At 62.9% G+C, this 12,318-nt stretch carries 11 protein-coding genes; 4 read left to right on the plus strand and 7 right to left on the minus strand.

What is annotated here, in order from left to right; genetic code table 11:
• Positions 1-22: 22 nt before the first annotated feature.
• Both hpnH and ispH read right to left on the minus strand, forming a co-directional pair.
• The gene (gene hpnH / locus I6F35_RS37375; protein ID WP_225122632.1) at positions 23-1,183 is read right to left on the minus strand and encodes an adenosyl-hopene transferase HpnH; all 1,161 of its coding nucleotides are present in this window, start codon (positions 1,181-1,183) and stop codon (positions 23-25) included.
• 39 nt (positions 1,184-1,222) lie between these two features.
• Positions 1,223-2,149, minus strand: a complete 927-nt coding sequence (gene ispH / locus I6F35_RS37380; RefSeq protein ID WP_225122633.1) for a 4-hydroxy-3-methylbut-2-enyl diphosphate reductase — start codon at positions 2,147-2,149, stop codon at positions 1,223-1,225.
• Between the two features lie 450 nt (positions 2,150-2,599).
• Here ispH and I6F35_RS37385 point away from each other — a divergent pair, with 450 nt between their 5' ends.
• On the plus strand, positions 2,600-5,218 hold the full coding sequence (locus I6F35_RS37385) for an MMPL family transporter (protein ID WP_225122634.1): 2,619 nt from the start codon (positions 2,600-2,602) through the stop codon (positions 5,216-5,218).
• Here I6F35_RS37385 and I6F35_RS37390 read toward each other — a convergent pair.
• Positions 5,159-5,839 carry a DUF2147 domain-containing protein gene (locus I6F35_RS37390; protein WP_225122635.1) on the minus strand — a complete coding sequence of 227 codons (681 nt, stop codon included), beginning with the start codon at positions 5,837-5,839 and terminating at the stop codon, positions 5,159-5,161. The genes I6F35_RS37385 and I6F35_RS37390 overlap by 60 nt on opposite strands.
• A gap of 98 nt (positions 5,840-5,937) precedes the next feature.
• Here I6F35_RS37390 and hpnO point away from each other — a divergent pair, with 98 nt between their 5' ends.
• Positions 5,938-7,329, plus strand: a complete 1,392-nt coding sequence (gene hpnO, locus I6F35_RS37395) for an aminobacteriohopanetriol synthase HpnO (protein WP_225122636.1) — start codon at positions 5,938-5,940, stop codon at positions 7,327-7,329.
• A gap of 176 nt (positions 7,330-7,505) precedes the next feature.
• The gene (locus I6F35_RS37400; RefSeq protein ID WP_225122637.1) at positions 7,506-7,910 is read left to right on the plus strand and encodes a GFA family protein; all 405 of its coding nucleotides are present in this window, start codon (positions 7,506-7,508) and stop codon (positions 7,908-7,910) included.
• A gap of 38 nt (positions 7,911-7,948) precedes the next feature.
• Here I6F35_RS37400 and I6F35_RS37405 read toward each other — a convergent pair whose 3' ends face one another.
• The 4 genes from I6F35_RS37405 to I6F35_RS37420 form a co-directional block, all read right to left on the minus strand.
• Positions 7,949-8,713: an anti-sigma factor gene (locus I6F35_RS37405; protein ID WP_225122638.1), complete on the minus strand. Its 765-nt coding sequence runs from the start codon at positions 8,711-8,713 to the stop codon at positions 7,949-7,951.
• Positions 8,710-9,264, minus strand: a complete 555-nt coding sequence (locus I6F35_RS37410; protein ID WP_225122643.1) for a sigma-70 family RNA polymerase sigma factor — start codon at positions 9,262-9,264, stop codon at positions 8,710-8,712. Before I6F35_RS37410 ends, I6F35_RS37405 begins: the two co-directional genes overlap by 4 nt.
• Before the next feature lie 91 nt (positions 9,265-9,355).
• On the minus strand, positions 9,356-9,679 hold the full coding sequence (locus I6F35_RS37415) for a cupredoxin family copper-binding protein (RefSeq protein ID WP_225122639.1): 324 nt from the start codon (positions 9,677-9,679) through the stop codon (positions 9,356-9,358).
• A 13-nt stretch (positions 9,680-9,692) separates the two neighbouring features.
• Positions 9,693-10,643, minus strand: a complete 951-nt coding sequence (locus tag I6F35_RS37420) for a metallophosphoesterase (protein ID WP_225122640.1) — start codon at positions 10,641-10,643, stop codon at positions 9,693-9,695.
• Between the two features lie 418 nt (positions 10,644-11,061).
• On the opposite strand from I6F35_RS37420, the gene I6F35_RS37425 reads away from it, so the two are divergent.
• Positions 11,062-11,832: an outer membrane beta-barrel protein gene (locus I6F35_RS37425; RefSeq protein ID WP_225122641.1), complete on the plus strand. Its 771-nt coding sequence runs from the start codon at positions 11,062-11,064 to the stop codon at positions 11,830-11,832.
• Positions 11,833-12,318: the final 486 nt, after the last annotated feature.

Consider the following 12,318-nt stretch of genomic DNA (forward strand, 5'->3'; position numbering starts at 1 on the left):
CTTATTCGATGTTGCTCGCGTCTCACGCGGCGGTCGAGGCCTTCTGTGCGGCCTTCTGCTGGGCGGCGAGCGCTTCGTCGCGGCGGATCTCGGAGAGCTTCTTCTGGACCTGCTCGGAGAAGATGTACTGCGCCGGGCGCTGCTTCGTGAGGTCGATTTCGGGTGCCATCGGACCCGTGGTGCGGATGCCGCGCATCGACACCCACATCGCCTTCAGCGGGTTGTTGAGCGCCGCGATCGCCGCGGTCGGCTCGTAGCCGCAATGCGCCATGCAGTCGGCGCATTTCTCGTACTTGCCGGTGCCGTAGGAATCCCAGTCCGTGGTCTCCATCAGCTCCTTGAAGGTCTTGGCGTAGCCTTCGCCGAGCAGATAGCAAGGCTTCTGCCAGCCGAAGATGTTGCGCGCCGGCATGCCCCAGGGCGTGCACTCGTATTCCTGGTTGCCGGCCAGGAAGTCGAGGAACAGGCCGGAATGCATGAAATTCCACTTCTTGCCCTTGCCGAGCGCGAAGACGTCGCGGAACAGCTTCTTGGTCTTGGTGCGGTTGAGGAAGTGCTCCTGGTCCGGCGCGCGCTCATAGGCGTAGCCCGGCGACATCGACACGCCGACGCCGAGTTCGGCGCAGAAGTCGAGGAATTTGGCGATCTCCTCGGCCGGATGGCCGTCGAAGATGGTGGCATTGACGTTGACGGTGAAGCCGCGCGCCTTCGCCGCCTTGATCGCGGACACCGCGCGGTCGAACACGCCCTTCTGCGACACCGCCTTGTCGTGGTGATCCTTCAGGCCGTCGAGATGCACCGAGAAGAACAGGTAGGGCGACGGCTTGAACAGGTCGAGCTTCTTCTCCAACAGCAGCGCGTTGGTGCAGAGCGAGACGAATTTCTTGCGCTCGACCAGCCCGCGCACGATCTCGCCGATCTCCTTGTGGATCAGCGGTTCGCCGCCGGGGATCGCCACCATCGGCGCGCCGCATTCGTCGGCCGCGTCCCAGCATTCCTGCGCGGTCATGCGACGGTTGAGGATCGCGTCGGGATAATCGATCTTGCCGCAGCCGGCGCAGGCGAGATTGCAGCGAAACAGCGGCTCCAGCATCAGCACGAGCGGATAGCGCTTGCGGCCGAGCAGCTTCTGCTTGAGCAGATAGCCGCCGATGCGCAGTTCCTTGAAGAAGGGTATTGCCATTACAAGCTTTCTTTCTCGACTCTCACGACGAAGGTTGGCTCAGCCCGCGGTCAGTTCGGCCGGCAGGCGGAATTCGATGTTCTCCTCCCGGCCCGACAGGACCGACACCTCGACCGGACCGATCCGCCGCAACGCCTCGATCACATCGTCGACCAGCACCTCGGGCGCCGAGGCGCCCGCCGTGATGCCGACGGTCTTTGCATTGTCCAGCCATTCCGGGTTGAGTTCGCTGCCATCGGCAATCAGATAACTGGCGACGCCGGCCTCGGTGCCGATCTCGCGCAACCGATTGGAATTGGAGCTGTTGGCGGCCCCCACCACCAGGATGACATCCACCAATTTGCTCAGATCCCTTACCGCAGATTGGCGGTTCTGTGTGGCATAGCAGATATCCCGGATATCGGGGCCTTGAATGTCTGTAAACCGGGCCTGGAGCGCCAGAATGATGTCACGTGTGTCATCTACGCTCAGCGTGGTCTGGGTGATGTAGGCCACCGGCGTATCGACAGGCAGCGTCAGGGCGTTGACGTCCTCGACGCTCTGGACCAGGAACACCGGACCTGGAACCTGGCCCATGGTTCCCTCGACCTCGGGGTGGCCGGCATGCCCGATCAGGATCAGCGAGCGACCCTTCGACATATAGCGCTTGCCCTGATTGTGGACTTTGGTGACCAGCGGGCAGGTGGCGTTGAGCACCGGCAGGCCGCGCGAGGCCGCCTCTTCCTCGATGCTGCGCGCCACGCCATGGGCGCTGAACACGGTGACAGCGCTCGGTGGAACCTCGGAAAGGTCCTCGACGAAGATCGCGCCTTTGTTCTTCAGGCTTTCGACGACGTATTTGTTATGCACGATCTCATGGCGTACATAGACCGGCGGCCCGTATTTCTCGAGCGCACGTTCGACGATCTCGATGGCGCGCACCACGCCCGCGCAAAAGCCGCGGGGCTGCGCCAGAAAAACCTCCATGGGACGTCCGTTAGGCAAATTGCACCAATCTCATCCGAAAAAACCCGCGCGGCCGGACGTCCTGCAGCCGGCTTTCCCGCCTGCTGCAATATCCGCACCACGAGTTCCTGCACCTAAGTCCACCCCCAAGCGCACGGAAGAAGAGCGCTTTGTGTCAAAAAATGAGCGTCTAGAAAAGCGGGATTACGGAATGGTTACCAACCGGAGTATAGGATTAAGGTAATAAAATACCTAAAACTGCGGCATTAATGCTCAGCCGATCTCACTTGTTCGTCACTTTGTTGCCCGCTGGAGCGGGATATACCGCGCGCCGATGCCCTTCCGTCCCGTTTAAACGCTTCCTCATGAACCAGGGGGCGGACGGCCAAAACAACATTAGATCGCCCCCGGGAACTCCGCTAGATAGCGGGCGTTTTCGGCGTGCTTCCTGGAAGATCAGAAAGAAATGAAGTGCTGACACGTATTGTTGTCTCGATTGTTAAAACGTGCACGCGGTTTGCCGTCCCTGTCGTCGCCTTCTCGCTGATTCTTGCGGTGGCGGGGGGCTATTACGCGGCCCGCAACTTCGCCATCAATACCGACATCAATACCCTGATCTCGCCCCACCTCGACTGGCGCCAGCGCGACATCCAGTTCGAGGAGGCCTTTGACCGCGAGCGGCTGATTCTCGCCGTGGTGGAGGCGCCGACCCCGGAGCTCACCGGCCTTGCCGCCAAGGCGCTGGCCGACAAGCTCACCGGTGACACCAAGCATTTCGAAGCGGTCACGCCGCTCGGCTCCGGCGAGTTCTTCGAGAAGAACGGGCTGCTGTTCCTGCCGACCGAGGAGGTCGCACAGGTCACCGGCGAGCTCGAAGCCGGCGCGCCGCTGATCGAGATCATGGCCGGCGATCCTTCGATCCGCGGCCTCACCGGCGCGCTCGAGACCGGGCTCGCTGGCATCAAGCGCGGCCAGGCCAAGCTCGAGAACGCCGCGCGTCCCTTCAACCTGATCTCGCAGACGGTCGAGGATGTCCTCGGCAACAAGCCCAATCCGACCTTCTCCTGGCGCGAGCTCACCAGCGACAAGCCGCTGACCGCTTCGGACAAGCGCGCCTTCATCGAGTTCAAGCCGGTGCTCGACTATCAGGCGCTGGAGCCCGGCAAGGCCGCCACCGATGCGATCCGGCAGGCCGCCGCCGACCTGAAATTCCCCAGCGAATATGGCGCGCGCGTCCGCCTCACCGGGCCGGTGCCGATTGCCAACGAGGAATACTCCACCGTCCAGGACGGCGCCGTCGTCAACGGCATCGGCACCGTGCTGATCGTGCTCGTGATCCTGTGGCTCGCGCTGCATTCGGCCAAGATCATCTTCGCCGTGTTCGTGAACCTGTTCATCGGGCTTGCGATCACCACCGCGGTCGGCCTGATGATGGTCGGCTCGCTCAACCTGTTGTCGATCGCCTTTGCCGTGCTGTTCGTCGGCCTTGGCGTCGATTTCGGCATCCAGTTCAGCGTCCGCTACCGGTCCGAGCGCTTCAAGAACGACAATCTGACGCTGGCGCTGGAGAACGCGGCGCGGCGCTCGGCGGTGCCGCTCTCGCTGGCGGCGATGGCGACCGCTGCCGGCTTCCTCTGCTTCCTGCCGACCGACTACAAGGGCATTTCCGAGCTCGGCAAGATCGCCGGCGCCGGCATGCTGATCGCGTTCCTCACCAGCATCACCACGCTGCCGGCGCTCTTGGACCTGCTCAATCCGCCCGGCGAGAAGGAGCCGGTCGGCTACGCGTTCCTCGCGCCGGTCGATAACTTCCTGGAGAAGCATCGCGTCGCCATCATCGTCGGCACGCTCGCGCTCGTGATCGCCGGCCTGCCGCTGCTCTACTACATGAAGTTCGACTTCAACCCGATCAACCTGCGCAACTCGAAAGTCGAATCGATCGCGACCTTCCTCGATCTGCGGCGCGACCCGAACACCGGCGCCAACGCGATCAACGTGATGACGCGTTCGGAAGCCGACGCCAGGAAGATCGAGGAGAAGTTGCAGAAGCTGCCGGAAGTGATGAGCGTTCGCTCGCTCGACAGCTTCGTGCCGACAGACCAGCCGGCCAAGCTGAGGCTGATCGCGCAGGCGGCGAAGCTGCTCAATCCGGCGCTCAACCCGGATTCGATCGACGCCCCGCCGACCGATCAGGAGAACGTCGAGTCGCTGAAGAGCGCATCCGACAACCTGCGCAAGACTGCGGGCGACATCAAGAACGCGGGCGCCGTGGCCGCGCGGCGGCTTGCCGATGCGCTGACCAGGCTCGCCGATTCGAATCAGGCGACGCGCGACAAGGCGCAGACCGTCTTCGTGTCCCCGCTGAAGGTGGTGCTCGATCAGCTCAAGAACATGCTGCAGGCCCAGAGCGTCACGCTGAAGTCGCTGCCGGAGGAGCTGGTCCGTGAGTGGAAGGCCAAGGACGGGCTGATCCGTGTCGAGGCCCTGCCGAAGGGTGATCCCAACGACAACGACACGCTGCGCAAGTTCGCGGCTGCCGTGCTCGCGGCCGAGCCGACCGCGATCGGCGGCCCGGTCTCGATCCTGAAGTCCGGCGATACGGTGGTGAAAGCGTTCGTCCACGCCGGCATCTGGGCACTGATCGTGATCAGCCTGCTGCTCTGGCTGACGCTGCGGCGCGTCACCGATGTGCTGCTCACGATCGTGCCGCTCCTGGTCGCCGGCGCCGTGACGCTGGAGATCTGCGTGCTGATCGGGCTGCCGCTCAACTTCGCCAACATCGTCGCGCTGCCGCTGCTGCTCGGCGTCGGCGTCGCCTTCAAGATTTATTACGTCACTGCCTGGCGTCAGGGCAGAACGAATCTGCTGCAATCGAGCCTGACGCGGGCAATCTTTTTCAGTGCGTTGACGACGGCGACCGCCTTCGGCAGCCTGTGGCTCTCAAGTCATCCGGGAACGGCGAGCATGGGCAAGCTGCTCGCGCTGTCGCTGGTCACGACGCTCGCTGCGGTGCTGCTCTTCCAGCCCGCGCTAATGGGTAAACCGCGCCACGTCCGGAAGGAGACAGATATCGCCGACGACGTCACCTGATTGGGCTGCGGGGACGGCCGCCTGCTTCTGGCCGGCCTGTTGCTTGGACGACGGAGCGGGAGCAGGGGCAGAGCTCACCGAGCCGGTGGTGCGGGGCGGCGTCTGAGGAGCTGCCTGCGATGTGGGCGCCGATGCGGCTTTGGGCGCAGTGCCCTTGGCCATGCTGTTGGCAGTGCTCGAGGGAATCGGAGGCCCAACGCGGGTCCAGGTCTCGCCGCCGCAGAGAAAGCCTAGCACGCAGCCTTGAATCTCGAGCTTGTCAGCGCCAATTGGCTTGATCGTAGAGCTGTAGAGCTGACCGTCCTTGGCATTATAGACTTGGCCCTCCCACGCATCCGTGCCAGCCTTTTTCTTCATGTCGATCAGGATCGGCATGCCGAGCGTGGGCCGGCTTTGCTTCGCGGGATCGGGATTATGCGTGTCCTTGCCGCCGGGAGTCTTCTCCCAGGCGACTGCGCCCCATATGCTGCCATTGCATTGTGCGACCCTGATATGGGCGACACCGTCAGCCACGCGCCAGTCGCCGGTCGGGTCCGCGGCCAGCGCCGAGACTGTTGCGCTCGCCAAAACGAATCCCGAGTATGCTATGGTGCGCGCGAGCTTGGGTGGGCAGTGCAACATGGTCCTAACCTGTGCTTAAGTAGACGAAGCTTGGGGGCAAAACGCCGCAATCAGCGTTTTGAGTTGACGAAATGACCATCAACCGACGTATGTAACCGATGCTAAGCTCAAATCTAGACGTTTCCGAGATGTTTGTGGAGCGCCAGGCGCAGCGCAGTTCCCTGCACGCGCGGTACTTGAACGAGCAGCTCGTGCGCGTGCTCAAGACTATCGGCTATGACGTCGGTTTTCAAAAAGGGCAAGGCCAGTATCTCTTCGATCGCGAGGGGGCACGTTATCTCGACCTACTGAGCGGTTTTGGCGTTTTTGCGATCGGCCGCAACCATCCGGCGCTGCGCCAGGCACTGAAGAGTGTACTCGATGCCGACCTGCCGAATCTCGTGCAGCTTGACGTATCCACGCTCGCGGGCATTTTGGCCGAGCGCCTGCTCGAACATGTACCGTACCTGGATAAGGTATTCTTCTCCAATTCGGGCGCCGAAACGGTAGAGGCCGCGATCAAGTTCGCGCGTGGCGCGACCGGTCGGCCCGGCATCGTGTCGTGCTCGCATTCGTTTCACGGTTTGTCCTATGGCGCGCTGTCGCTGATGGACGATGCGAATTTTCGCTCCGGCTTCGAGCCGCTGTTGCCCGGCTGCACGCAAATTCCGTTCAACGATCTTGCCGCGCTTGAGCAGGCGCTGTCGTCGCGCCAGGTCGCGGCCTTCATCGTCGAGCCGATCCAGGGCAAGGGCGTCAACATACCCTCCGACGAATTCCTGCCCGGTGCTGCGGCGTTGTGCCGGAAATATGGCACGCTGTTTATCGCCGATGAAATCCAGACCGGCATCGGCCGCACCGGCAAATTCCTCGCCGTCGAGCACTGGAATGTCGAGCCCGACATGGTGTTGCTCGCGAAAGCGCTGTCCGGCGGTCATGTCCCGGTCGGCGCGCTGCTGACGCGCAAGAATATCTTCGACAAGATCTTCAACCAGATGGATCGCGCCGTCGTGCACGGCTCGACATTTTCGAAGAACGATCTCGCGATGGCCGCCGGCATCGCGACGCTCGACGTCATCAAGGCCGAAAAGCTGGTCGAGCAGGCCGCCAAGCGCGGCGCCGAGCTCCGCCTCGCGCTGACGCGCATGGTGCCGGGCTACGAGCTGATGAAGGAAGTGCGCGGCAAGGGATTGATGATCGGCATCGAGTTCGGCCCGCCGAAGTCGCTGCGCCTGCGCGCATCCTGGAACGTGCTGGAGACCGCCAACAAGGGCCTGTTCTGCCAGCTCATTACCGTGCCGCTGTTCAAGGACCACAAGATTCTGACCCAGGTCGCCGGCCACGGCAGCCACACCATCAAGCTGTTGCCGCCGCTTGTCCTCACCGAGGACGACTGCACCTGGATCGAAAAGGCCTTCGACACCGTGATCGCCGGCAGCCACAAGGTCCCCGGCGCGATCTGGTCGCTCGGCAAGACGCTGGTCGACAACGCGGTGCGCAAGTCGGCCTGATCGGAGTTCTGCGGCTTTCGTGGCCCGGATGAAGCGGAAGCGCAATCCGGGGTCATGCTCCTCGAGTCGGTTCCCGGATCACGTGGAGACTGTCATCGGGCACGCGTTCGCGTGACCCGCTGGCTCCACCGGGCTACAATGCCAATCCACTCGATCAACGACCTGGGAGCAGATCAATGCACATCACAGGCGGTTGCCATTGCGGAGCCATCCGCTACGAGGTTGAAGGCGAAGCCCTTACCCATGCGCTGTGCCACTGCACGGATTGCCGACGTCACGCCGGCGCACCGGTGGTCGGCTGGACGATGTATCCGGTCGATGCTGTCAAGGTGACGCAAGGGCAGGCGAAGGTCTACGAATCATCCGAACACGGCCGTCGGCACTTTTGCGCAAACTGCGGCACCGGTCTTTTCTACCTCAATGAGCAGATCCTTCCGGGCCTCATCGATATCCAGAGCGCAACATACGACGAGCCCGATGCCGTGCCGGCAATGATCCACGTCCAGGTTGCGGAGCGGATCCATTGGATGGAGCGCGCGCACGAACTTCCTGCGTTCGATCGCTATCCGCCGCAGCAATAATGAACCCGTAGTCCCATAGCCCGTTGGCTTCATCGGGGCTACGAAGCAGCATTCGTCCGCATCGCTGTCTCGAACTTCTCACCGAACTCGGCGAGTTCATCGGCGTCGATATCGCTGACCGCCCAGAAGTTCAGGCCGTGGTCGCTCCAGCGGCGGATGTTGAATCCCTGCCGCGTCGAGGTCCTGGCGGCGCGACGTTCGGTGTCGGCAGTCTGCGCGACGAACAGGTTGATGAAGTGCTGGCGCCGTCGATAGACCACGGCGCCGATCGCGCGCGCGTCGACATAGTCGAGCCGGCCGCCGATCAGGGTGAAGCCCTTTGCGGTGAGGTCGATGACCGGCGGGGCCACATCGAGCTTGCCGTTGAACCACGGCTTGACCGTGTGCTGATCGGTGGAAAGCACGTCGGTGAGATGGCCGGCTTGCAGCGAGCGCAAATGCGCCGAGACCAGTTCCGACTGGATGCGCGCCTCGTCGTCGTTGCGCAGGATGACGGCGATGAGACCGGTCGCAGCCATCGCCGAGACCGCCGATCCCAGCGCGAAGCCGCGCAGCACCGCGCGGCGGTTCGGCGCGGCCTTCGGCTGCGGCAGCGATGCCTCGATGCGCCGGCGCAGCTCGGGTGGCGCGGTGTAGCGCGCGCCTCTGTCCGCGATCATCTCGCTCATCGCGCGATAGTCTTTCGCCAGCGCCGCGCAGCGCGGGCAGCCTGCGATGTGGCTCTCGACCTCGCGCGCATGTCCGGCGTCGAGCTCGCCGTCGATCAGCGCCTGAAGCAGCACCTCGGCTTCCTCGCAGGTCATTTTGCTTGCTCCTGTTCCGCAAGCCACGCCGAGCGCAGCATCGCGCGGGCGCGCGCAAGACGCGACATCACGGTGCCGACGGGCACGGCCGCAACATCGGCGATCTCGCGGTATGAAAGGTTCTGAATTTCCCGGAGCACGAAGGTCTCGCGAAACGGCTCGGCGAGCGCCGCGATCAATCGGCGGATTGCAGCCGAATCCTTCTCGCGCAGCATCTGCGCTTCGGGCGTCTCCGGCGCCTCATGCCAGAGCGGGGTTGCCTCCGCGCTATCGGCGACATCTTCGATCGCGCCGGTTTGAGTACCCGCGCGCCGCGCATATTCGGCACGGCAGACATTGCGCAGGATCGCGAACAGCCATGGCTTCATCGCCGGCCCGCGATAGCTGTCGAAATGCTTGTAGGCGCGCAGGAAACACTCCTGCACGGCATCCTCGGCGTCGCTGGCGTCGCGCAGGAGATAGCGCGCCAGTGTATAGGCATCGTCGAGATAGGGCAGTGCGGCCTCGCGAAAACGCCGCGCCTTCTCGGGATCTTCCTCCGATGCTTTCATCGCCTCATGCCCGGTTTGTGCGGCGACTGTCTTGGCCCGGCCGGACAGAGCCCACCGGCCGGGCATGGTTGTGCTGCCTGAGCTTGGCAACTTATTCGACCCTGATCATGCCAGTCATGTGCGGGTGCAGCGAACAAAAATATTTGTAGTCGCCGGCGGCGGTGAAGGTGAATGAAAAGCTGTCGTCGGTGTCCATGGTCTTCGACCTGAATTTCCCGGCGCACACCACCGTGTGCGGAATGTCGTCGCGATTGGTCCAGGTCACGGTCGTGCCGAGCTTCACGTTGAGCTGCGCCGGCTGGAAGACGAAATTGTCGATATGCACTTCCATGCCTTCGGCGCGCGCAGCGGTGGCGGGCAGCAGCATGGCCGCGGCGACGGCGATGCCGAAGTCACGGCGATTGATCGTGCTCATGAACCGAATCCCCTCAGCCGTGCAGCGGCGTGTCGATGATGGCGAGGCGTTCCTGCCCCTGCTTGAAATTGACGCTGGCGATGCCGAGCAGGCTGCGCAGCCTGGCATCCTCAACCTTCATCGGGCCGGGCGAGGGCGCAGTGCCCGGCGCGGGCTGCGGGAAGGCGGTCGAGCGCGCGGTGTGAAAGGTGACGTTGCCTTCGACCTTCTGCATCACCTGGTGGATGTGTCCGTTCAGGACGGTCACCGAGCCAAAGCCCTTCACATACTCGAGCGCGCGGCCGCTGTCCTCGGTGCCCCAGCCCCAGGTCGGATAGACGGTCCATAGCGGGATGTGGGCGAACAGCACGATCGGAGTCGATTTCGAGCGGCCCTTCAGGTCGTTCTCGAGCCATGCGAGCTGCTCGGCGCCGAGATTGCCGAGGCCTCCGGCCTTGAGGTCGACGACATTGACGAGGCCGATGAAGTGCACGCCGCCGGCGTCGAACGAATACCAGCCGGCGCCCCTGGTGCCGCGGCCGTAGCGTTCCTTGTAGAGCTTGACTTCCTCGTCGATCAGGTCGTGCTCGCCAGGCACGTAATGCACGTCAAGCTTGGCCTGCGAGATGATGCGCTCGGCATTGTCGAACTCGGCGGCCTTCGACAGATGCGTGATGTCGCCGGTGTGGATCATGAAGGCGGGCTTCGCCGGCATGGCGTTGATCTTGCCGATCGCCTCTTCCAGCGTGCCAAGCGCGTTCGGGTTGGCCGGCTTGTCGAAGCCGACGTGGCTGTCGCTGATCTGCAGGAAGGTCATGCCAGGGGACTCGGCCGCTTGCGCCGAGCCGACCATGCCGAGCGAGCGTGGCACGCCACCCGTCACCGTCCAGAGCACGCCGGTGCCCGCCCAGGTCATGCATTCGAGCACTTTGCGGCGGCTCACGCCGCGGTCTTCATCCCTGTGGTCGTGATCGAACCCGCTCATCGCCGTTCTCCATGCGCCCCCAATTGGGCTTGCGGGGACGTGATCGGGCGAGGCGAGGGGTTATTCCCGGCGGCGGCGATCTATTGGCGAGAAGCGGTGACGATTTCGTGAGTGAGCGCGTCGCTCAATGCAGTGTCTTCATCTCGACGAGGCGACGGCGCGTATTGCGGCTTCGGCGCATGAGCCGAGCGAATTCCTGCTCTCAAAGTTCGACCTGCGATATTTGTTGCTCGATAGCAACAAGCTGTGAAGATTCGCGAGTTTGATTTCAGCCGTAACCGAGACGCGGCTGGCGAAATGAAAGCGCAACATCCGCCGCGCATGAGAACCATGGTCCTCGAAAGTCATCGTTTATGGCAACCAGTTGCCATCAAGAGGAGGCGTCAGGACCAGCATCGTCATCACGCAGGACCTAGTCATGCTCAAGAAGAAACTGACCTTCGCACTCGCTCTCCTGAGCCTCCCGGGCCTCTCTTTCGCCGCGGATTTGCCGGTTCGTTATCAGCCAGCCCTGAAGGCTCCTCCAATGCCGCAGGCGTTTTCGTGGACAGGCTTTTACGCCGGTGTGAACGTCGGCGGCGCATTCGACAACTCCGACCGCGTCGACGTTTCCGGTCTCACTGCCGCCCCGCTCTCGCTTCGTAACAAGAGCGACGGTGTCACCGCGGGCGGTCAGTTCGGCTACAATTATGAATTCCCGCTCGGCGGTCTGAGCGGCGTCGTGGTCGGTCTCGAAACCGATGCGGCCTACACCGATCTGTCGAGCAATCTTCCGATCGACAGCAGCGGAATCATACCGGGCAGCACGGTGAACCTCAGCAGCCGTCTCAATTTCCTGGGAACTGTTCGCGGCAGGGTCGGCTACGCCTATGATCGCTACCTGGTCTACGCGACCGGCGGCTTTGCCTATGGAACCGTCGACCACAGTGCCAACTTGGATGGGCTGGCGAGCGCAAGCCTCAGGACGACTGAAACCGGCTTCACTTACGGCGGCGGCTTCGAGTACGCGCTGCCCTTTGACACGGGCTTCCACATGTCCAACAACAGCGCAGTCACGCTGAGGGTGGAATATCTGCGCTACGTACTCGATGACAACAACTTTAACGCCCTGCTGCCACCCGCTGCGGTGTCGATCAAGCTCAAGGACGTCGGCAACATCGCCCGGGTCGGGGTCAACTATAAGTTTTGACCGAGCGTAAAGCCCGCAGCGCATCTCCTCTGCGTGCGCGCGCGGTGACCGAGAGAGGGTGGAGTCTCGCGATTCTGCCCCTCACCACGTCATTTGCTGCGCGTGCACAAAAGCGGCCGCTATCGGAGCGAAGCGGACATGGTCGGGTGCATGAGTGAGGGCTCTAACCGAACACCGAGCGCGCGAAACGATCCAGCGCAAAATCCTCGAGAAGTTCGGCGTCGATAAGATCGCCGATCATCTGTGCTGCGATGAAGCTGAAGGCGATGCCATTGCCGCCATAGCCGTAGGCGGCCGATCAGCAACGTAGCCCGGATGAAACAAAGCGTAATCCGGGATTATCGCCACTTGCGACGCCTCCCCGGATTGCGCTTCGAGACTGGGTAAGAATCTGAGCTTTTTGTAGGAACGAGTGTACGATTCGGTATGACGAATCGTAGGTTCAAGACCGGCGTCAGCCGGGATCAGGTCAGCCTTCTACCTGCA

Source organism: Bradyrhizobium sp. BRP22, assembly GCF_020194175.1.
Taxonomy (GTDB): domain Bacteria; phylum Pseudomonadota; class Alphaproteobacteria; order Rhizobiales; family Xanthobacteraceae; genus Bradyrhizobium.